This window comes from Arcticibacterium sp. (assembly GCF_055134445.1).
The window spans coordinates 15,515-35,885 of sequence record NZ_JBSRVI010000027.1 but is presented as its reverse complement, the minus strand read 5'-3'; the positions used below and the strand labels follow the sequence as shown (position 1 = coordinate 35,885).

The 20,371-nt window shown below is 37.7% G+C and carries 20 protein-coding genes; 8 read left to right on the top strand and 12 right to left on the bottom strand.

Features of this window, described 5'->3' with window-relative positions:
* Positions 1 to 29: 29 nt before the first annotated feature.
* The 7 genes from upp to ACTBZY_RS03480 form a co-directional block, all read right to left on the bottom strand.
* A complete protein-coding gene (upp, locus tag ACTBZY_RS03510) occupies positions 30 to 674 on the bottom strand; it encodes a uracil phosphoribosyltransferase (RefSeq protein WP_463044947.1) in 645 nt (214 codons plus the stop codon).
* A gap of 178 nt (positions 675 to 852) precedes the next feature.
* Positions 853 to 2,145 (bottom strand): DUF4270 family protein, encoded by a 1,293-nt coding sequence (locus ACTBZY_RS03505; protein WP_463044946.1) that lies wholly within the window; start codon positions 2,143 to 2,145, stop codon positions 853 to 855.
* A gap of 12 nt (positions 2,146 to 2,157) precedes the next feature.
* A complete protein-coding gene (locus ACTBZY_RS03500; protein ID WP_463044945.1) occupies positions 2,158 to 2,481 on the bottom strand; it encodes a DUF4907 domain-containing protein in 324 nt (107 codons plus the stop codon).
* On the bottom strand, positions 2,471 to 3,451 hold the full coding sequence (locus ACTBZY_RS03495) for a Kelch repeat-containing protein (RefSeq protein ID WP_463044944.1): 981 nt from the start codon (positions 3,449 to 3,451) through the stop codon (positions 2,471 to 2,473). Before ACTBZY_RS03495 ends, ACTBZY_RS03500 begins: the two co-directional genes overlap by 11 nt.
* Before the next feature lie 650 nt (positions 3,452 to 4,101).
* Positions 4,102 to 4,527, bottom strand: a complete 426-nt coding sequence (locus ACTBZY_RS03490; RefSeq protein WP_463044943.1) for a hypothetical protein — start codon at positions 4,525 to 4,527, stop codon at positions 4,102 to 4,104.
* A 19-nt stretch (positions 4,528 to 4,546) separates the two neighbouring features.
* A complete protein-coding gene (locus ACTBZY_RS03485; protein ID WP_463044942.1) occupies positions 4,547 to 5,059 on the bottom strand; it encodes a hypothetical protein in 513 nt (170 codons plus the stop codon).
* A 7-nt stretch (positions 5,060 to 5,066) separates the two neighbouring features.
* The gene (locus tag ACTBZY_RS03480) at positions 5,067 to 7,613 is read right to left on the bottom strand and encodes a TonB-dependent receptor (protein ID WP_463044941.1); all 2,547 of its coding nucleotides are present in this window, start codon (positions 7,611 to 7,613) and stop codon (positions 5,067 to 5,069) included.
* 219 nt (positions 7,614 to 7,832) lie between these two features.
* Between ACTBZY_RS03480 and ACTBZY_RS03475 the strand changes: the two genes are divergently transcribed.
* Positions 7,833 to 8,873 carry a sensor histidine kinase gene (locus tag ACTBZY_RS03475; protein ID WP_463044940.1) on the top strand — a complete coding sequence of 347 codons (1,041 nt, stop codon included), beginning with the start codon at positions 7,833 to 7,835 and terminating at the stop codon, positions 8,871 to 8,873.
* Entirely contained in the window at positions 8,870 to 9,598 is a 729-nt protein-coding gene (locus tag ACTBZY_RS03470; RefSeq protein WP_463044939.1) for a LytR/AlgR family response regulator transcription factor, read from the top strand. The genes ACTBZY_RS03475 and ACTBZY_RS03470 overlap by 4 nt, the downstream gene beginning before the upstream one ends.
* Positions 9,599 to 9,656: 58 nt before the next feature.
* On the opposite strand, the gene rpsJ is transcribed toward ACTBZY_RS03470, so the two are convergent.
* The gene (rpsJ, locus tag ACTBZY_RS03465; RefSeq protein WP_111371182.1) at positions 9,657 to 9,962 is read right to left on the bottom strand and encodes a 30S ribosomal protein S10; all 306 of its coding nucleotides are present in this window, start codon (positions 9,960 to 9,962) and stop codon (positions 9,657 to 9,659) included.
* A 210-nt stretch (positions 9,963 to 10,172) separates the two neighbouring features.
* On the opposite strand from rpsJ, the gene ACTBZY_RS03460 reads away from it, so the two are divergent.
* Positions 10,173 to 11,042, top strand: a complete 870-nt coding sequence (locus ACTBZY_RS03460) for an aldose 1-epimerase family protein (RefSeq protein WP_463044938.1) — start codon at positions 10,173 to 10,175, stop codon at positions 11,040 to 11,042.
* A 134-nt stretch (positions 11,043 to 11,176) separates the two neighbouring features.
* On the opposite strand, the gene vapC is transcribed toward ACTBZY_RS03460, so the two are convergent.
* Both vapC and ACTBZY_RS03450 read right to left on the bottom strand, forming a co-directional pair.
* The gene (vapC, locus tag ACTBZY_RS03455) at positions 11,177 to 11,590 is read right to left on the bottom strand and encodes a type II toxin-antitoxin system VapC family toxin (protein WP_463044937.1); all 414 of its coding nucleotides are present in this window, start codon (positions 11,588 to 11,590) and stop codon (positions 11,177 to 11,179) included.
* Positions 11,583 to 11,798, bottom strand: coding sequence for a type II toxin-antitoxin system VapB family antitoxin (locus ACTBZY_RS03450; protein ID WP_463044936.1), 216 nt, complete (start codon positions 11,796 to 11,798; stop codon positions 11,583 to 11,585). The genes vapC and ACTBZY_RS03450 overlap by 8 nt, the downstream gene beginning before the upstream one ends.
* Before the next feature lie 135 nt (positions 11,799 to 11,933).
* On the opposite strand from ACTBZY_RS03450, the gene ACTBZY_RS03445 reads away from it, so the two are divergent.
* Together ACTBZY_RS03445 and murI are read left to right on the top strand one after the other, a co-directional pair.
* Positions 11,934 to 14,558, top strand: coding sequence for a valine--tRNA ligase (locus tag ACTBZY_RS03445; RefSeq protein ID WP_463044935.1), 2,625 nt, complete (start codon positions 11,934 to 11,936; stop codon positions 14,556 to 14,558).
* Between the two features lie 97 nt (positions 14,559 to 14,655).
* Positions 14,656 to 15,414, top strand: a complete 759-nt coding sequence (gene murI, locus ACTBZY_RS03440) for a glutamate racemase (protein ID WP_463044934.1) — start codon at positions 14,656 to 14,658, stop codon at positions 15,412 to 15,414.
* Here murI and recO read toward each other — a convergent pair.
* Positions 15,411 to 16,100, bottom strand: a complete 690-nt coding sequence (gene recO, locus ACTBZY_RS03435) for a DNA repair protein RecO (protein WP_463044933.1) — start codon at positions 16,098 to 16,100, stop codon at positions 15,411 to 15,413. The two genes, murI and recO, sit on opposite strands and share 4 nt — an antisense overlap.
* The gene (ispE, locus tag ACTBZY_RS03430; RefSeq protein WP_463044932.1) at positions 16,100 to 16,912 is read right to left on the bottom strand and encodes a 4-(cytidine 5'-diphospho)-2-C-methyl-D-erythritol kinase; all 813 of its coding nucleotides are present in this window, start codon (positions 16,910 to 16,912) and stop codon (positions 16,100 to 16,102) included. The genes recO and ispE overlap by 1 nt, the downstream gene beginning before the upstream one ends.
* Before the next feature lie 226 nt (positions 16,913 to 17,138).
* Between ispE and rplS the strand changes: the two genes are divergently transcribed.
* The 3 genes from rplS to rho all read left to right on the top strand — a co-directional run bounded on the left by rplS (position 17,139) and on the right by rho (position 20,290).
* Positions 17,139 to 17,492 (top strand): 50S ribosomal protein L19, encoded by a 354-nt coding sequence (gene rplS / locus ACTBZY_RS03425; protein WP_463044931.1) that lies wholly within the window; start codon positions 17,139 to 17,141, stop codon positions 17,490 to 17,492.
* A gap of 111 nt (positions 17,493 to 17,603) precedes the next feature.
* Positions 17,604 to 18,371 carry a diaminopimelate epimerase gene (dapF, locus tag ACTBZY_RS03420; RefSeq protein ID WP_463044930.1) on the top strand — a complete coding sequence of 256 codons (768 nt, stop codon included), beginning with the start codon at positions 17,604 to 17,606 and terminating at the stop codon, positions 18,369 to 18,371.
* Positions 18,372 to 18,631: 260 nt separating this feature from the next.
* Complete coding sequence (gene rho / locus ACTBZY_RS03415) at positions 18,632 to 20,290, top strand: transcription termination factor Rho (protein ID WP_463044929.1); 1,659 nt, start codon at positions 18,632 to 18,634, stop codon at positions 20,288 to 20,290.
* The last annotated feature ends 81 nt before the right edge of the window (positions 20,291 to 20,371 follow it).

Here is a 20,371-nt window from a genome sequence, read left to right as displayed (position 1 = left end):
TTTGGGCATAAAAATAGATAATTTATCTATTAGCTTTTATCGCCATAGGCTAAATCTCCTGCATCTCCTAAACCTGGGATTATATAAGATTTACTGTTCATGTCTTTGTCCAAATCGCCCAAGTAGAGCCTGCATTCTGGCATTCTGGCTTGTACAAATCTGGCTCCTCTGTCAGAAGCTATGGCGGCTACTATATAGGTTTTTTTCGGGATGCCGTAACGTAACATGGCGTGGTAAGCTTTTTCTATAGATTTCCCAGTGGCTATCATGGGGTCACAAATAATTAAAGTACGGCCTTGTATATCAGGACTGGTGATATAATCCATTTCAATATCAAAATCATCTTTGGCATTATGAACGCCCCTGTAGGCTCCAATGAAAGCATTGTCGGCTTCGTCAAAATAGTTTAACATGCCATTATGTAGTGGCAAACCTGCTCTTAATATGGTGACCAAAACAGGTTGGTCTTTTAAGGTTTTGGTTTCTTTTACCCCTAAAGGTGTAGTAATTTTATTGTTTTCAAAATGTAGATTCTTTGAAATTTCATAGGCCAATATTTCTCCTATGCGTTCTATGTTTCGTCTGAATTTCTGTCGGTCTTTCTGAATATTGACATCTCTTATTTGAGCTAAGAAGTTATTGGCAACAGAACTGGTTTCGGCAAGAATATACATGGAGCTAAATGATAAAAAATGAGCGTTGACTAAAAAAGCGAAAGCAATATAAGAAGCTTAAGTTTTAATAGCATGGTTGGATGTATATTCTTAGGGTAAATAAATTAATCAATTGACTTTTCAAGCTTGAGAAAAGCGAATCCCATTAAGCCTTTTAGGGGACCCAATGGGAATTATATTATTTGCCGTAGTAAACGCGTAAAATGGCTTTGAAAGAGCTGTTGTCGTAATTGCCTAAATTTACCCCACCAAAAGAGCCATTGGCGGTGCCATCATCCGTTGGGATAATTTTGAAACCTTTATTTTCGGAACTACTAAAAAGGATATTTTTGAAATAGGCAGTCAGGTCAAAGCTATAATAGCTATTAAAAACAAGGTCTTCGGGGTGGTAAGAATAGACGCCCGATACTTGCGTTCCATATAGATCTGTGAGTGCTGATTCTATTTCGTTATTTCTATTAATCACAAAAAGACCCAGAGAACTAGGCGGGATGGGTATTTGCTTTAAGTTTTTACGGGTAGAAAAAAGTATCATTTCTACTTTGTGTATGCCCGTTAAATCGGATATTTCTTTCAAGTTGGCTATACCCGGGATAATCACTTTTCCCGACAAGCCGAGAGCGTTGTTTAAAACAAATTCGTTCCCTGTCTCCGTTGCCTTTATTTGCTGTCCAGCAGTGGTGAGATTATTTATACCCTCATAAATAGAGCTGTGGGTATAATGGTTAAACTGTGCTTTGTTAATGGATAAAGGAAAGCTGAAACTGTATTGAGTATACGTGTTTTCTAAATGGGTATATAACCTAATATTACTGTTGGCAGAATTGAAAATAGCAATGGCTTTGTTATTTGCCCCTCCTTTTAGCACTAATCCTTTCAGTACTTTTAAGAGGTTTGGGTTGTCGGTTCTATAGCTTATTTTATAATATTCCCATAAACGAGCCGCTAGATCCTGGTTAAGACTTAGCTCTATTAATGAATCTTTGTTGGGTCTTAATTTCCATGTTTTCTCTGCTATGCTGTTTTCTTGATAAGGGTAATAAAAACTGCTAGACTGATCATCATTGGTCGGAAGCTCGGTCAGCATTTCGTGCAATGTAATGGTTTGATAGTCTGTGGTGTCTCCAATATAGTCCGACAGTCTTAACTCTAGTTTTGCCGAGTCTAAAACGATGCTCTGCGTAATGTTATAAGCCCCGTAATTTATGCTGGGTAGTGTTACCTGAAAATAGGCTTCAGAGCTAATGTTAAGCATATTGTTCATGCGGTAAGCACCCACTTGAAGCTCGTTTGATAAAGAGGTTATGGTGCTGTCTTCTTTAACGGTGTAGGTATCTAACCGCAGGGTATCCACCATAACGGTACCCTGATTTATAGCACCGCTTAGGTCTAAACCTATGTCCATACTACCCTCTGTACAAGACATAGTTATAGCTCCGAGAGCCATTAATATGGCAATTACTTTTTTCATTTTTTGTGTCTATTATTGTTCGCCAGATAACTGGTCTAAACTCAGTTCTTGTTGAGAAACGGTAGGTGGGAAAATCCCTTTTTCTAGTTTACTGACCATTATCTCCGCTGTCATTTTAGCTTGCTCTGGACTTGAAAAGCTTTTGTTCCCGGCTACGCCAGGGATAAATGTCTGTTCTATAAGAGCATTTCCGTCTTTTAATATTCTAAACCCAAACTGTGTTTCAGTGGGTTCAAACACATCGTAGGTGTATGTTGAAGAAGGCGTTTTACAGCTTAAAAATCCTACTCCAAGAAGTAGGATTTTTAAGCTGTTGATAAATGTTTTAGTCTTCATTCTGAACAATATCTGGGGTAAACTTCCAAAGGTCATCGTATCTTGATAGGCCATTTGAGCCTGTGGCTATATAACCTTCGTCGTTTATAGACCATGCCACTGGATAGTTTCTAGCACTTCCTTCAAAACTCGTTACTTCGTTCCATTCGCCAATGCCATCCTCACCACCTGTAGTAAACTCCCAAACGGTATTGCTAGAGGAGCCACCGAAAAAATAACCTTTGTTTTTTAGCGAAAAGCCAAATCCATAAGACCTTGCCACGGTGGTTTCGTCAAAATCCAACATTTCTGTCCAGATATCTCCCGCAGGGTCATATTCCCAAAGGTCAGAGAGGTTAAGACCGTTATTGTTTCCGGTGCCTACGTATGCTTTGTTATTAATAACGAAAGAAGCAGCTCCCACTCTTTTAGAACCTCCAATACTTGTGATTTTCGACCAAGAATCGTTTGATGGGTCATAAGCATAAAAGTCTTTGGTATAGCTTCCGTCGTGTCCAGTACCTAGATATCCTTTGTCTGCAAGTGTAAAAGCCACCGCGTTTCTTCTTGCCGAGCCTGGGAAATCTGTTTTTTGTTCCCATGTGTTAGAAGCAGGGTCATAAGCCCAGAAGTCGTTCAGTTTATTGTCTTCTATATCTAAACCCGTTCCTATGTAACCTTTAGAACCAATGTTTAGTCCTACCGCCGCAGTTCTAGCTGCTCCAGGAAAGTCTGCCACCTGTGTCCAAGTGTTTTTAATAGGATCGAATTTCCAAAAGTCGCTTAGTTTGTAGTTGTCTTCATCTGCTCCCATGCCTAAATACCCATACTCACCTATAGAGAAACCTACTGCAGAATAACGTGCTAAGCCGTCAAGATCAGAAAGCTTAAACCAGTCGCCGTTTGCAGCATCCACATCGGAGGTGTCGCAGCTTTGTAAGCCAAAAATGGAAAGTAGAAGTAGAGATAAAATTGAAAGTTTGTTTTGCATTATTTACGTTATATTTCTTTACTTTTCTGTACGCTAGGCGTGATGCAAACGCGGCTTAAGAAATAAGGTTTTTAACATTATTTAAGTAATAGCTCTAAAACGTGAAGCCACGGCCATTTTTTTTAATTCTAATGATGTATTTGAGCATTATAATGCTTGTTTAAGCAAGGCATTTTGAAGGTATCTCTAAATGCTTAAAGGATTTAGATTGTAAAATAAGAACGGTCTTACCAGCTCCAGAGGAGCGATATGTGCATAGAAAAACCATCTCAGACGACACAGAATAAAAATTTGTTTGGCGAGATTTTACACCAAAATCGTGCGAAACGCTTCGTTGATGGAGGTTGGTTATCGAGGATTATTTGTAGGACTAATGGGTATAAGAACGGTCTTCCCAGCTCCAACGGAGCGACATGTTAATAGAAGCCATCTGGCAAATGACGCAGCACAGAAATTTGTTTCGTATGATTTTGCACCAAAATCGTGCGAAACGCTTCATTCATGGACGTTGGTTATTTGTGTCCTATAGATCTGGTATAAATTAGGAATAGCTTTTCCGATATTTACCAAAAAAAGAACCTCCCTGAAATTTCAGAGAGGTCTCAAACTTAGTTAAACCATTAACTTATTGTATTTTTAAAAAGTGGGGCTTATTCCCTAGCTCTTCGACCTCTAAATTCTTCCATTTCTTTTTTTCTGATGTCGGCATAAATCTGAAATTGACTTTCAGACAATAGGGCCTTCATTTCTTTATCTTTATTCACGTTGATATTGGTCATCCCGTCTTTCATCATCTTTCTGGTTTCTTGGGAAGGGGGAAATTGACCTTGAGGCATTTTTTTTATCAGTTCTTCTTGTTGAAGAGCATATTCTAGTGTGATTTCATAAAATGCCGTGGCTTGATTTTTATCCAATTCAAGCTTTTTAGTCATCTTCTTGGTATCAAACTTTGCCTTTTGTTCTGGTGATGGTCTTTCTGCCATTCCAGCACCCATTCTTTCCGGAGACCCTGATTGTGCAAAGCTGGCGAAAGAAGCAAAAAACAAAAGAGCAATCGAAGCTATTTTAAAAGTCATTTTTTTAGAAATTTAGTTGTTAAATAAATAGTAATAAGAAAGTAAGAACAAGACCGGCCAAAGTAAAATATAAGCCCTTTTTAAAGGTTTTGGTTTCGGGTCTAAACATCCAAAAAGTGGAAATGACAAAAAACAAAAGCGATACGCCAAAGAAAATATTTAAGAAATACAGCGGGTCATTGGAGGTTGCTTTATGTATCTTAGTCATTTTGCCTATAATCATTGGAAGGTCTGTCTTGGTATACGACGTTTTTCCACTTACCGAGTCGTAGGTTCCTTCTTTAAAGCTCAAAACAGCACCTTCTGTGGATGTTACTTTTAGACCTTTTATATGCAATTCCTTCCCAAGGGCATCTTCAGATAGACCTGGCTTTATAACGGCTTCCACCTTCGTTTCCTTTTTCAGGAAGTCTGTATTTCTAAAAATAAGTACCACGCCGCTTAAAGCGTACATGGCCATTATTCCAGCTAAGAAGAAACCCAAATACCTATGGATAATTCGCATTTGGGTTCCTTTTGCTTTTTTCTTCATTCAGTTCTTAATTAAATCCCGTTTGTTGAGCGTCTCCACCACCACTTTTTTGGTCCGTGTTATTGACAGATTTCGTTTTCTTTTTCTCTACCAACCTCATGTTTCCTAATTTATAAGAGAAGGTCAATTTGACGTTCTGATTGTAGATATAGTTTACACTTCTTTGGTTGAAGAGCTCAGAGCTGGTTGTAGACGTTCTGGTCATCCCGTTTACGAAGTTGTCAAAGGCGATACCTACACTACCTTTTTTGTCATTGATGTCTTTCTTAACACCCAAAGAGTAGAAGCCCATGCCCGAGGTGTTTCCTTGTAAAGAAACGTCGTTTCCTCTAAAACCAGCGAAAGCTTGTAAGCCCCAACCTTTGTTTAGAGATAATTGTGACATCATTCTACCACCTATTACTATACCACTATTGCTTGTCAAGGCAAAACCTTCTGTGGTCTGAACCTGACCTTCTAGGTAATTAAGATAGGCATCAAATCCACCATTCAAGCTCCATTTCTGTGTTAGGAAAAGATTTCCAAAGAAGTTTATTCCAGAAACCTGCTGCTTACCAATATTCTGATAAGTCGTAATCAAGGCACCTGCAACGGTGTCAGAAGGCGAAGTTAATTTCAAGATAGAATTATTGGTCTGTCTGGCAAAGAACGAAACGTTTACATAACTCTTTTTGATAGCTTTACTTAAGCTGAATTCTACATTATTGGAAACCTCTGGCTCTAAGTTAGGGTTACCAATGGTAATACTTTGAGGGTTAGCAGCATTATAATTTGGGTTAAGCTGTTGCAACCCAGGACGCTGAATTCTATTATTATAAGCCACCTTCATGGTTAAACCATTTCCTAATATTTTGGAGATGTTTATACTTGGAACAAAATTCTGGTAACTAGAGATTTCTAGTGGTAAATTATTGTCAATGGCATCTATACTGGTATGCTCATATCTTACACCAGCTTTAACAGACCACTTGCTCTTGGTAGAGTAGGTATAAGAAAGGTAACCTGCTTTTATGTTTTGGTCGTAGTTAAGAAATCCAGATGGCTGATTGGCACTTTCAGCTAAATTTCCAGATGTTCCGAATAGGTACTGATAATCGCTATTAACTGCTCTAAAGATACCCTTTACACCAACCTCAAAAAGCTGGTTGGTACTAATAGGAACCATGTAGTCGGTTTGTAAAGTGACTTCTCTATTAACGTTTTCGTTTATGTTTTTTTGACCATTAATGATTTCATTTAAAGATGAATAAATGTCGGCATCAAAGTTATTGGTCAAGTTGTTTTGAGAGTACTGGGTAGAAACAGATAATTCATGGCTTGGTTTAAATATCTTGATATAGTCAAGGTTTACATCCACGTTGTTTGATCTGTCAATGGTGTTTACTAATCTATTCTGTTCAGAAATTAAACTAGAATTTTGAAACGAAGAGATAATCATATCTTGATCTTTGTTGAAATTCCTTGTACCAAAGGACACAGAACCATTAAGGAACTCAGATTTGCTCAATTCTACATCCATACCTAAATTATACCTTCCAAACATTCCGAAGTCTTTAGAGTCACCTGTTTGCGTTGTTTTAAAGGTATTTAGGCCCGCAATTGTAGTTTGGTCTAGCGTGTTACTTGCTTTGTTATAAAATGATCTTCCAAAACCACCAAGAGAAAACCCTACTTTACCAACACGTAAGTTTCCGTTCAAACCTAGGTTAGAACCTCTAACACCTACGCCAGAGTTTAAGCTTAAGTTGAATCCTTGAATACTAGATTTTTTGGTAATAATGTTTATAATTCCAGAAGTCCCTTCCGCATCGTATTTGGCAGAGGGAGAAGTAATAACTTCTACACTTTTTATGAGTTCTGCTGGAATCATCTTCAGGGCATCAGCTACAGAACTAGCGACAATCGTAGAAGGTCTATTGTTAATCAAAACTTTGATATTCGTACTTCCTCTTAAAGATACGTTTCCGTCAAGGTCAACTGAAAGCATTGGTACTTTTCTTAGAATATCTGCACCGTCACCACCTTTTGAAGTAAGGTCATTTTCTGCGTTATAAATCAATCTATCAACCTTTTCTTCAATGAGTGATTTTAAACCTGTAACGGTAACCTCATCAAGTACTTTTGAAGAAATGGCCAGCTTAATAATACCTAAATCGACATCATCGCCTTTTTTTACTTTAACTTTTTCAATCAAGCTTTCAGTATAACCGATGAAACTAACTTTAAGCGAGTATGTACCAGGGGCAATTTTATTGAATTGGAATTTGCCGTTTTCGTCCGCCATGGTGCCATCTACTACTTTTGAAGTAAGCTCATTTATAAGAGCGATGTTAGCATATTCTACAGCCAGTGTTACCGTGGAGTCTATCACGTAACCAAAGATTTTTGAATTTCCCTTTGGACCGTCTTCTAGGTCGAAAGATTGTGTTTGCTCTGTGGTTCGCGAGGCTCTACCATTACCGTCTCCCTGTGGCCTACCACCCGAAAACTGTGCATAAGCACTATTCAAACCTAATAGCGTTAAAAAACTCAAAAGTAATACTTGCTGTTTCATGTTTTATTTGTTTTTGACTATACAAAACAATAGCACATTTATCACTTCATATTTTTAATTATATACTTAGGCTTAAAAAATCGACAATCGGGCATTTTATGAACTTATTGCACTTATCGAAAATATGTAGGGATCTATCGTTAATTAGAAAGGAGAAGTAGAGTTAAGGGGTTTGGTATTTAAAAACTAGTTTACATTGCATTCTAATATTAATAGACTATGACAGGGCAAGTATTCAGAAAGAACAGATTATTCCTATTACACTTAGTGTTTTGGTGTGTATATTTTTCTTTCTTTTTTTATGTTATTTCCTGGCCTAAAAGGGGAACTGAGCCTAACTATGCCAGAGCTTTTATAGATGCCATCATGCAGGTGTCTACCATGGCCATTATTAGTTATTTTAATTATTTTATCCTTTTACCGCGATTGCTAAAGGAGAAAAAAGTAACGAGATATATTCTGGCATTGGTTTTAAGTTTGGCCCTAGTTGTATCTATTCAAATCTTGTTTAAAAGAGCAATTTACAAAGACAGCTACGAAAAAAGCTATTCATTCTTACAATCCAATAGGTTTATCATTCAGCATATTTTCAGCACCTTGGTTATTGTTTCCTTCGTGTCTTTATTGCGTTTTCTTAAAGATTGGTTTGAGCTGGAAGCGAAAAGGAAGGAAATTGAGAATGAAAAACTGACCACCGAGCTCAGGTTTTTGAAAGAACAGATTAACCCACATTTTCTTTTTAATACCCTTAATAATCTGTATTACTTGGCTCATAGTAATTCGCCCAATACCAAAGAGGTGATAGCCAAACTGTCACAAATGATGCGGTACATGATTTATGAAGCCAATCATGAGAAAGTTCCTGTTGAGAAGGAAATTGAATACATTCAAAATTATATAGATTTAGAAAAATTAAGATTAGAAGATAATTTCCCTTTAGAAATAAGCATTGAAGGGGATTATAGCAGGCTACAGATTGCCCCTCTTATTTTCATAACTTTCCTAGAGAATGCATTTAAGCATGGCACCAATCATTCCGTTGATAAGTCTTGGGTGAAGGTTGTTTTTAAATTTGAGGGTAACCATTGTTATTATGAAGTGACCAATAGTAAGAGCGATAAGTTGATAGACAACGAGAAATCTGGTATTGGACTTAGAAATACTAGGAGGAGATTAAGTCTTAGTTATGAAAATCAACATAGTTTAGATATTTTGGAAGATGATAATACCTATCAAGTCAAACTAGAGATTGATTTATGAAAATCAAATGCGTCATTGTAGAGGATGAGCCTCTTGCTAGAAAGTTAATGGAAGATTACGTGAGTAGTACGCCATCTCTTCAGTTGCTAAAATCTTTTGGTAACCCTCTTTTGGCTTTGGAGTTTCTGAGGGAAGAAAAAGTGGATTTGCTCTTTTCTGATATTCAGATGAAAGAAATTACCGGATTAACGCTTCTAAAACTTCTACAAGTAAAACCGATGGTAGTGCTTACTACGGCTTATTCGGAGTATGCTTTAGAGGGTTTTGATTTAGATGTAACAGACTATCTGCTAAAACCCATCACGTTTGAACGTTTTTTAAAGGCGGTAGAAAAGGTGAGTCAGCGATTTAAAGAAAAAGAACAAATAATAACGACGAAAATAGAGCAAGCTCCAGTTCCTCCTGTTAATGAGTTTATTTTCATAAAAGACGGAACCAAGCTGCTGAAACTTAGATTAAAGGATATTCTATATATCCAGAGCTTAAAAGACTACGTCAAAATAAAAACGGATACTAAACAGATAGTGAGTCTTCAAACCATGAAGTCTTTGGAGGAGTCTTTACCCTCCAATATGTTTATAAGAATCCATAACTCTACCATCATTGCTTTTGATGCGATAGAAGAAATAGAGCGAGATAAAGTAAAAATTCAAGATCAGTATTTTCCAATAAGCGATTCGTATAAGAAATCGTTTAGAGAATTGGTGGAAAGTAAAAAGGTATAAAATGAAAAAGCCTTTCAGATTTCTCTAAAAGGCTTTTCAATATCTTTCTTAAAGAAGATTATACTTTGATCTCAACATCAACTCCAGAAGGAAGTTCAAGTTTCATTAGAGCATCTACAGTTTTTGGACTTGCAGAGAAGATATCAATCAATCTCTTGTAAGTACATAATTGGAACTGCTCTCTAGATTTCTTAGAAACGTGTGGAGAACGAAGTACTGTGAATTTTTCTTTACGTGTTGGTAAAGGAATAGGACCGCTAACAACTGCTCCAGTTGATTTAACTGCCTTTACAATCTTCTCAGCCGATCCGTCCAACAAATTGTGGTCGAATGACTTAAGTTTAATTCTGATTTTTTGTGCCATCAGGTTCTGCTTTTTTGTTTGTTACAAATGCCGCCGCCGAAAGAACCATTCACTCCAGCTCGGTATAATTGGGCTGCAAAAGTACTTCTAAAATTATAATTAAACAATGTGACTCTTTGAAGTTTTGATATTATGATGATGAAAAGCAAAAATTGTTATGGTTAAATGAACAATTATCAGGTTATTTCGAGTCAAAATAAAATCCCAAAGATGATTTCACTAGAAAACGACTACCTCAAAGTTTGGATAAAACCTAAAGGTGCAGAGTTGAAAAGTCTTGTTAATAAAAAAACAGGGATTGATCATATGTGGGATTCGGACCCAGCCTACTGGGCAAAAAGTTCTCCTGTTCTTTTTCCGATAGTGGGTGGTTTAAAGGATAATACCTATCTATATGAGGGAACGTCTTACACTTTGCCACGGCATGGTTTTGCTAGAGATTATATGTTTGAGGCGGTAAGTAAAGATAAGGAGAAGGTTACTTTTAGGTTTTCTTCATCGGCAGATACTTTAGCGGTATATCCTTTTCATTTTGATTTCTTCATCACCTACGTTTTAAAAGGAGCGTCTTTAAGCGTTAATTATAAGGTGTCAAATAAGGGAGAAAAGAAGATGCTATTTTCATTAGGGGCTCATCCGGCTTTTGCGGTTCCGTTTATAGAGGGAGAGTCTTATCAAAATTACGCACTGCAATTTGATACGCAAGAAGATTTGAAACGCTGGCCACTGAGCCCTGAGGGTTTAATAAAAACAGAACCTGCAAATTTACCGCTTGAGGACAACAAACTGCCGCTCACTAAAGAGCTTTTTAATGAAGACGCTTTGGTTTTTAAAAATCTTAAATCGGAGGCCATTCTGCTAAAATCCGACAGGTCGGAGCATTACCTTAGGTTTACTTTTAGCGATTTCCCTTTCTTTGGTATTTGGGCGGCAAAGAATGCCAAATTCGTTTGCTTGGAACCATGGTGCGGTATTGCAGACAGCGTGAGCCATAACCAAGAGCTTTCCGATAAAGAGGGCATAAATGAATTAGCAGCAGGCCAAAATTTTGAAAGAAACTGGGCTGTGGAAGTGGGTTGAAAAAGTTTTTTGGCTATTTCCATTAAGAAAAGTCCCTTTTGGGACGAAATATTGGTAGAATTAGTGAAACAGAAGTAGTGTCATGGGTGCATTTGTGAGATTTTGGCCATTGAAACCGAAATTGTGACAAATGATTATTTTATTCCAATTGACGTTTTCAAAGGTTCTTCTCGCTTAATCATCTCAAAGTCTTTGTCGTTATGAATTAAGGTGACATTGTTTTTAATGGCATACCACGCTATCAGGCAGTCGTTTGGTTTTCTAATGCTAATTCCTTTTTTCTTTAGCTTAAAGTACATTTGAGCAGCTCCCACGCTAGCTTCATAATGGCGGCATTCAAGACAAGTTAATCTCACGAATTGTTCATAAATAGCTGCCATTTGTTTCTGGTTTTTACAGCCTTGTAGTATTTCTTGAAGTGTAGTAGGGCAGTAGCATATTACACCATCATGGGCTAAATAATGTTCCAGCGTCTTGGTGGATGCATTTTCTTTACCCTGGAAGAAATTTATCCAAACAGATGTGTCTACTAAAATTGGCTCAGTCATTTAGCTCTCGTTCTTGTTTTGGCGTTCGCCATTCCGCTAGGTCTCCTTCCCAATCTATCTTTCCTTTCATGTCTAATAAAGCCATTTTTGACATTTTGGCGATATAGGATTCCAAAGCGACGTCAACAATCTCTTTCTTTGTTTTTAAATGGGTGAGCTCTCTCAAGGCATCTATTTTTTTCTCGTCTATTTCTATGTTGGTTCTCATAATATGATAATCTATACACCAAAAGTAGAAAAATTCATACACATTGAAAATTCTGCTTCCTAAGCAATCCAAATTCCCTAATTTTGCGGCTTCATTTAACGACCCTTTAATCGGTCTTATAAATAAGCAGCAGGAATGGAAATTTCAAAGACGTATAATCCCAAAGAAATTGAGGACAAGTGGTATGAGTATTGGATTGAAAACAAGTTTTTCTCTTCAAAACCTAATCCGGACAAGGAACCTTACAGCATTGTAATTCCTCCGCCAAACGTCACAGGAGTGCTTCATATGGGACATATGCTGAATAACACCATTCAAGATGTGCTTATTCGTAAGGCCAGAATGGAAGGGAAAGAAGCCTGCTGGGTACCTGGAACAGACCATGCCTCTATAGCTACAGAAGCCAAAGTGGTGGCCATGCTTAAAGAAAAAGGCATAAACAAAGCAGACCTTAGCAGAGAAGAGTTTATAGGGTATTGTTGGGAGTGGACCGAGAAATATGGCGGAATCATTCTTAGTCAGTTGAGAAAACTAGGAGCTTCATGCGACTGGGATAGAACCCGTTTCACCATGGAAGAGGCTCTGTATGAGTCTGTGATGGACGTTTTCGTGGACCTTCATCAAAAAGGAGATATTTACAGAGGCTACCGAATGGTAAACTGGGACCCACAAGCTCAAACTACGGTTTCGGACGAGGAGGTAATCACGGTAGAAAAACCGCAGAAGCTGGTCTATATTAGATATGAAGGTGCTGATGGCGATGTGGTAATAGCAACCACAAGACCAGAAACCATCATGGCAGATGCTGCTATCTGTGTTCATCCTGAAGATGAACGTTACCAAAAACTGATTGGGAAAACGGTTAAGATTCCGCTTATCAATAGAGAGATAAAAGTAATAGCCGACGAATACGTAGAGATGGAGTTTGGAACGGGTTGCTTAAAAGTAACGCCAGCTCATGATCAAAATGATTTTGAACTAGGGAAAAAGCATGACTTAGAAGTTATAGACTTACTGACGGATGACGCTAAACTCAATGAGAATGCTCAGATTTTAGTAGGGGAGGATAGGTTTGTGGCGAGAAAGAAGATCATGAAGATGCTTGAGGAATCTGGGCATTTGGTAAAAGTAGAAGAATACACTTCTAATGTGGGTACTTCTGAAAGAACGGGTGCGGTGATAGAACCTAAAATATCTCTTCAATGGTTCCTGAAAATGGAGCGATTAAGTGACCCTGCTTTGAAAAACGTGATGGACGATACCATCAAACTTATTCCTGGTAAGTTTAAAAACACTTACAGTCACTGGATGGAGAATGTGCGTGACTGGTGTATCAGTCGCCAGCTTTGGTGGGGACACCGAATCCCAGCTTTCTACATGGAAGATGGAACGTGTATTGTAGCCAAAACCAAAACAGAAGCTTTAAGGATAGCCAGAGATAAGTATCAGCTGTTTGCTCTTAGCGAGAAAGATTTGACGCAAGACGAGGATGTTTTAGATACATGGTTTAGCTCTTGGCTATGGCCTATCAGCGTTTTTGACGGCATTAGAAACCCAGAAAATGAAGACGTTAATTACTATTATCCAACCAATGATCTGGTTACAGCCCCTGAAATATTATTCTTTTGGGTAGCTAGAATGATTATAGCAGGTTATGAATATAGAGGAGACAAACCCTTTGAGAATGTTTATTTGACAGGTATTGTAAGAGATAAGCAAGGGCGTAAAATGTCAAAATCTTTAGGGAACTCTCCAGACCCTATTGAGTTGATGGAAAAATATGGTGCCGATGGCGTAAGAACAGGAATGCTTTTCAGTTCGCCAGCCGGAAACGATTTACCATTTGACGAAAAACTTTGTGAACAAGGCCGTAATTTCTCTAACAAAATGTGGAATGCATTTAGGTTGGTGAAGGGTTGGGAGGTGACAGATACTGCTACAGCAGTTGAAAATCCAGCTATTAAATGGTTTAGGTCAAAACTCAATCAAACTGTCGCTGAAGTGAAAGACCATTACGATAAATATCGTATGTCTGATGCTCTTTTAAGTACTTATAATCTTATCTGGAACGACTTCTGTTCGCAGTATCTAGAGATGGCTAAGCCAGCATATGTAGATGGTAAAAGCTTGCCAATAGACAAAGGTACCTTTGAGGCTACCATTACTTTCTTTGATGAATTGATGCGTTTGGTTCACCCTTGGACGCCTTTTATTTCAGAGGAAATTTGGCAGAACTTACAGGAAAGGGGAGAAAAGGAATCAATATGTTTAGCGAGCTTCCCAGAAGGTGGCGATGTAAACCAAACTTTGTTGGGTCAATTTGAAGAACTTTTTGAAGTGGTTTCTTGGATTAGAAACACCCGCCAATCGAAGCAGATATCGCCTAAAGAAGTTTTGGATTTAAATATTAAAACGGAAGACAAAGCAAAATTTGAATTGTTAGCAGGCCTTTTGATAAAGTTGGGTAACCTTTCAGAGATTAGTTACGTCACAGAAGCCACAGGACTAACCATGGTGCTAAAGGCAGATGAGTATGGTTTAGACCTAGGAGATAACCTAGACGAAGAAGCGGAGAAGGAAAACATGCTTAAAGAGCTGGAATATGCCCGTGGTTTCAAAATGTCAGTAGAAAAGAAATTGAGCAATGAGCGATTTGTGAATAATGCCCAAGCAGACGTGGTTCAAAGAGAAAGGGATAAATTGGCAGATGCCGAATCTAAGATTAAAGCCTTAGAAGAAGCCTTGGCTAAAATGGGATAATTTTTTTCAAATTTAAGCCATCAATTGGAAGATGAAAATTGATGGTTTATTTTTGAGCCGATTCATATCATTTTAAAATTGTCTAAACCCATAAAAATTGATAGGTGTTTTTGATTCAGGAATTGGCGGATTAACATTACTTCATGAGCTGACTAAAAAGTTGCCCAATGAAGATTTTGCATATTATGCAGATGTTAAAAATGTGCCTTATTCGTATAAAACGCCTGAGGAAATCCTAGTTTTTGTAGAAAATGCCGTACTCTTTTTAAGGGAAAAAGGAGCCAAAATGATAGTTTTGGCTTGCAATACCGCTACCAATGTGGCTGTGGAATATCTTAGAGAAAAATATGATTTCCCAATAGTGGCCATCCAGCCTGCTGTGAAAGTGGCTGCTGATTTCAGTGAAAATACAAAACGAATTTTGGCGGCAGCCACCCCCATAACTTTAGCAGCCGATAGATATAAAAGGCTGATTAATCAATTGGGGATTGGAGACAGGATAACTAATGTAGCTCTTCCAAAGCTTGTAGAATTTGCCGAGCGTGGCGTTTTCGAAGGGGTGGAGGTAGAAGCTTATCTAAAGGAGAAGATAGGTCCTTTTAATACACCAGAATTTCATTTCATGGTTTTGGGTTGTACCCATTTTACTTTTTATGAGAGCCTCATTGAAAAGATGTTTGGGTACCTCAAAACGATTGACGGGAATAAAGGAACAGCAAGTCAGGTAAAAAGAGTATTAGAGCAAGTGGGGTGTTTGAAGGAAGCTGGCTCAGGGTATATTTCCTTTTACGAGTCAGGTGAAAAGGTAAGAAATACCAAGAAATACGTTTCTCTTCTTTTAAAACAAAGGCTTTAACTTACCAGTTGCCTTAAAACTTGGAGTGATTTAAGTTCTCCAAATTCCTCTTGGTGAATCCTGTAGAATGCCAAAAGCACATCTAATAGATGGTTTCTAAATGCTTTATTGACAAAAATAGGGTCAGTTAATTCGGACTTGAAAAGCTGATTCAAATACTTTTTTGTCTCCGTTTCCACCGGAATGTGAATATCAAACTCTTTAAACTGCCTTTCTATTTCGGCGGAATCTTGCGGAGCAAACCCTAAATGATACGAGTACTTTGCTAAGAAAGTGAGGTGAAAGGAATCTATGCCTTTTTCAAGGGAATCTAGTGTTAAAATGGCCTGATACAAGAAGAAGAACATAGACTCATTGTCAATATGTTCTTTGAGTGTTTTATGCAGCACTTCATTCAAAAATATAGCAATACTGGACTTCCTGATGTCATATGGGATGGAGAGTAAGGGGGTGTGGCATTTGATTTCAGAAATTCTATGAAGGTCTTTTTTGTCGTTATGGTAAACCACCAAGTCTAGCAAAGTCATGGGTTGAAATAAGGCTACCTTGTTTTTTCCCTTTGCGGTTCTTACACCGTTTTCAATATAGCTCTGTATACCAAACAGTTCTGTATAAAGCTTGACAATGATGGAGGTCTCCCGATAAGGAATATAACCTATAACAATACCTTTGGTTTTATGAAGCATTAGAGCATTTTACCCTGCCAGGTATTAAAGTTTTTGAAAGAAGAGTTGGCTATTATTTCGTTTTTGAAAATCCCATAAACGGTAGAACCACTCCCGGTCATAGCGGCATAAGCAGCTCCCATCTCGTAAAGTTCTTTTTTTATATCCTTTATTTTAGGATATTTTTTCGCCAATGGGATTTCAAAGTCATTTTGAATGATATGCTTCCACTCCAATACGGGTAGGTTTATGGTATCCATCAAATGATGTTTAGGCTTAGAAGGGGTGATGCAGCTATAGGCTTCGGCAGTACTAATATGTATGTTTGGGTTGATTACGTAAATGTGGTAATCGGAAAGTTTAAGATCAATGTCTTTGAATTTTATACCCCGGTCGTAGCAATAAACAGGTTTGTTTTTTATGAAAAATGGGCAGTCGCTGCCCAATAGACTTGCTTTATGCTCTAGCTCTTCAACGCTTAGACCTAATTCAAAAATGTTATTTAATAACTTCAAAGCGAATGCTCCATCGGCCGAACCACCACCTAGGCCAGCCCCCATAGGAATGACCTTGTGCAGATGAAAGTGAACCTCGGCACCCGTCTTTATCAATGGTTTTAGTATATGAAAAGCCTTGATGATAAGGTTGTTTTCTTCAGCTCCGGGAATAGCTAAACCTGAACTGTCAAGTTTTATACTTGGGGCAGGAGTGGCCTCTAGGGCGTCTTGCCAGTCGATAGGATAAAAAATAGATTCAATATTATGAAAGCCATCATCTCTTTTTTCGGTTATATGCAGTCCGATGTTGATTTTGGCATTCGGGAAACTTATCATACTTTATGGTTTATGAAGCCGTAAAATTAAGGATAGTTTGATGTTATTAGATAATTGAAGTAATTCTTCCCTTGTTCATCGTGAAAAGCTTAATATTCTTTGAGTTAGGCGTTTGAAAATATCGAAAATAAGATTACCTTTGCAGCCTATTTCTAGTTACGCTGTAATTATTCCTGATCAACAGCCTCTTTCTTTAGATGTAAAAATTTAATAATAAAAGATTACAATGAGCGATTTAATTAAAATGGTTGAGCAGGAGCTCGCCGGAGAACAAACTGAGCACCCAAAATTCAAAGCAGGAGATACAGTTAATGTTCACGTACGTATCACAGAAGGTAACAAGGAGCGTATTCAGGTATTCCAAGGTGCTGTAATTCAGAGAAAGAATTACGGAACAAATGGTGAAACTTTTACTGTTAGAAAAATTTCTAACGGCATTGGTGTTGAAAGAATTTTCCCTATCTTGTCACCTAGTATCGAGAAAGTTGAGGTACTAAGAAGAGGTAAAGTGAGAAGAGCTAAGCTTTATTACCTAAGAGGTAAGCATGGTAAAGCGGCTAAAATTAGAGAACAGAAATAAAATATTTAAGAATATAAGTAATAGCTTTTTCATAATTTGTGTTGGAAAATGCCGCCTTGATAAGGCGGCTTTTTTTGTAATTTATTTAGGGGAGAATCGTAATTTAGCATTATGAAATTTTATAAATATCAGGGTACTGGAAATGACTTCATTTTAATAGATGATAGAGAGCAGACATTTAACTTCTCTAAAGCGGAAATTGAAAAGTTTTGCCATAGAAGGTTCGGTATTGGAGCAGACGGTTTGATTTTGTTACAGAGCCAAGAAGGCTATGACTTCAAAATGGTCTATTATAATGCAGATGGAGGAGAAGGAAGTATGTGTGGTAATGGCGGAAGGTGCATTGTTAAATTTGCTCATGATTTAGGTGTTTTTGAGGAACAAACTACTTTTATGGCAGTGGATGGTGTGCATGAAGCTTCTGTGGAGGAGGAAGTGGTATCATTAAAAATGACCGATACCATGAAGGTTACTTTAAAGGATGGACTTCGTTTTTATAATACCGGCTCTCCGCATGTCGTAAAATATATAGACCAGCTAGATGCTTATAATGTAGACATGGAAGGTGCGGCCATAAGGAATAATACTTTTTGGACTTCGGAAGGAGGCACTAACGTGAATTTTGTGGAAGTGCTGGACGAGAATAGTATCAAAGTACGTACATACGAAAGAGGAGTAGAGGCAGAAACTTACTCCTGCGGTACTGGAGTTACGGCATGTGCGTTAGACAGATATGTGAAAGATGGGTGTTCTTCACCTATTAATATCCTTACTCTAGGAGGGGAGCTAAATGTATCTTTTAGCATTAATGATGATGAGAGCTTCAGTGAGATTTTCTTAAAAGGTCCTGCAAAAAGAGTTTTTGAGGGAATTTTATGATTTTTATGGATATTAATGAAAATCTTTATAGAAATATATTGACTTCTATTTTTTTTCGTTTTAACATTGCAACGGAATCCAAAAGACCTCGGAGGTTTCGTCTCAAGAATTAGGGAGTTGCTATTTTTTCTTAAAATCAATTTCAGCAATAACCGATATCATCAAATTAATTTGAAATCAAATTTAACTTAAGTTTCAAAGAATGTGTTTGGGTCAGTTTGTACTGATATACCATCCCGTCTTATTTTAAAATCATTTACATGTACCAAGAATCGGAATTAAAGGTGAAGCTTTTGCCAGAGCTTAAGACTATTGCCACGGAGTTGAAAATAGATATCAAGGGCTTAAATAAAAAAAGTTTAGTTGATAAAATTCTAGAAAGCAATTCCTCGGATTCAAAAGCTACTCCAGCGTCTAACGATGGATCTAGTGAAGAAGCTACATCTGAAAAGAGGCCACGAACTAGAAAAAGAATTCAGAGAGGGGGGAGTGATGGGCCAACCCCAGATAAGAATCCTGTTTCAGATAGACCCGTTTCGGATAGAAAAGCTCCTGTTTCTGCTCCCTCAGAGAAAGACTCAAGAGACCACCAGTCTGATATTTCTAACTCGAGCTCTAACGATGATTATGATGATATAGACCTTTCGGATTTAGAGGAAGAAATTCCAGATATTACAGATGAGGATCTAGGGTTATCTAACGACGATGAGGAAGAGGAAGAAATAGATCCTGTAGAAAAGAAAAAGAGAGATGACTATTCTAAAGGAATAAAACGTCAGTTCAATAATCTTATTAAAGAATTTGACGGTCTTATAGATAATGAAGGGGTATTAGAAATAATGTCTGAAGGGAGCTACGGTTTCTTAAGATCTCCAGACTACGATTATTTGGCTAGCCCAGATGATATTTATGTCTCTCCATCTCAGATAAAATTGTTTGGCCTTAAAACTGGAGACACCATTAATGGAACCGTAAGACCTCCGAAAGATGGTGAGAAGTATTTTGCTCTGTTGAAAGTCATTTCTGTAAACGGAAAAACTTCTGAAGAAATAAGAGATAGAGTTCCTTTTGAGTATTTAACACCTTTGTTTCCTGAGGAACAAATTAAGTTGAGCACCAAGCCAGATATTATGTCTACGAGGGTGTTGGATCTTTTTGCTCCAATTGGAAAAGGACAAAGAGGAATGATTGTGGCACAGCCTAAGACTGGTAAAACGGTACTTTTAAAAGAGATAGCCAATGCCATAACAAGAAACCATCCAGAGATATATCTTATTATTTTATTAATAGATGAGCGTCCTGAAGAGGTAACAGATATGGCTAGAAGCGTAAGAGCGGAGGTTATTTCTTCTACTTTTGACGAAACTGCGGATAAGCACGTTAAAGTCTCAGGAATGGTGCTCGAAAAAGCCAAAAGATTGACAGAGTCAGGTCATGATGTGGTTATTCTTCTTGACTCTATCACAAGACTGGCTAGAGCCCATAATACAGTGGTGCCATCTTCTGGAAAAATATTATCTGGAGGGGTAGATGCTAAAGCACTTCACAAGCCGAAACGATTTTTTGGTGCTGCCAGAAATATTGAAAATGGAGGTTCATTAACTATTATAGCTACGGCTCTTATAGATACTGGGTCAAAAATGGATGAAGTTATCTTTGAAGAATTTAAAGGTACTGGTAATATGGAGCTTCAGTTAGATAGGAGATTGGCTAATAAGCGTGTTTTCCCATCTATTGATATTATGACATCTGGTACTAGAAGAGAAGACCTTCTGATGCATAAAGATGAAATGAATAAGGTTTGGTTGCTAAGAAAATATGTTGCAGACATGAACGCTATGGAGGCTATGGAGTTTCTCTTAGGTAAAATGAGAGGAACAAGGAGCAACGAAGAGTTTTTGTTGACAATGAATAGATAAGTATTATCTTATTCATAAAATTTATAGGTCGAATTCTCCATTCACGAGAATTTGACCTGTTTTTTTTTAGGTGGGTGTCAT

Coding starts and splice junctions, on each gene's coding strand:
- ACTBZY_RS03470 (WP_463044939.1), top strand. CDS start 8,870: ATGAAAATCAAATGCGTCATTGTAGAGGATGAGCCTCTTGCTAGAAAG.
- ACTBZY_RS03500 (WP_463044945.1), bottom strand. CDS start 2,481: ATGAAGACTAAAACATTTATCAACAGCTTAAAAATCCTACTTCTTGGA.
- ACTBZY_RS03475 (WP_463044940.1), top strand. CDS start 7,833: ATGACAGGGCAAGTATTCAGAAAGAACAGATTATTCCTATTACACTTA.
- ACTBZY_RS03460 (WP_463044938.1), top strand. CDS start 10,173: ATGATTTCACTAGAAAACGACTACCTCAAAGTTTGGATAAAACCTAAA.
- upp (WP_463044947.1), bottom strand. CDS start 674: ATGTATATTCTTGCCGAAACCAGTTCTGTTGCCAATAACTTCTTAGCT.
- ACTBZY_RS03480 (WP_463044941.1), bottom strand. CDS start 7,613: ATGAAACAGCAAGTATTACTTTTGAGTTTTTTAACGCTATTAGGTTTG.
- ACTBZY_RS03445 (WP_463044935.1), top strand. CDS start 11,934: ATGGAAATTTCAAAGACGTATAATCCCAAAGAAATTGAGGACAAGTGG.
- dapF (WP_463044930.1), top strand. CDS start 17,604: ATGAAATTTTATAAATATCAGGGTACTGGAAATGACTTCATTTTAATA.
- ACTBZY_RS03450 (WP_463044936.1), bottom strand. CDS start 11,798: ATGAGAACCAACATAGAAATAGACGAGAAAAAAATAGATGCCTTGAGA.
- vapC (WP_463044937.1), bottom strand. CDS start 11,590: ATGACTGAGCCAATTTTAGTAGACACATCTGTTTGGATAAATTTCTTC.
- ACTBZY_RS03490 (WP_463044943.1), bottom strand. CDS start 4,527: ATGACTTTTAAAATAGCTTCGATTGCTCTTTTGTTTTTTGCTTCTTTC.
- ACTBZY_RS03485 (WP_463044942.1), bottom strand. CDS start 5,059: ATGAAGAAAAAAGCAAAAGGAACCCAAATGCGAATTATCCATAGGTAT.
- rho (WP_463044929.1), top strand. CDS start 18,632: ATGTACCAAGAATCGGAATTAAAGGTGAAGCTTTTGCCAGAGCTTAAG.
- recO (WP_463044933.1), bottom strand. CDS start 16,100: ATGCTTCATAAAACCAAAGGTATTGTTATAGGTTATATTCCTTATCGG.
- rplS (WP_463044931.1), top strand. CDS start 17,139: ATGAGCGATTTAATTAAAATGGTTGAGCAGGAGCTCGCCGGAGAACAA.
- rpsJ (WP_111371182.1), bottom strand. CDS start 9,962: ATGGCACAAAAAATCAGAATTAAACTTAAGTCATTCGACCACAATTTG.
- ACTBZY_RS03495 (WP_463044944.1), bottom strand. CDS start 3,451: ATGCAAAACAAACTTTCAATTTTATCTCTACTTCTACTTTCCATTTTT.
- ispE (WP_463044932.1), bottom strand. CDS start 16,912: ATGATAAGTTTCCCGAATGCCAAAATCAACATCGGACTGCATATAACC.
- ACTBZY_RS03505 (WP_463044946.1), bottom strand. CDS start 2,145: ATGAAAAAAGTAATTGCCATATTAATGGCTCTCGGAGCTATAACTATG.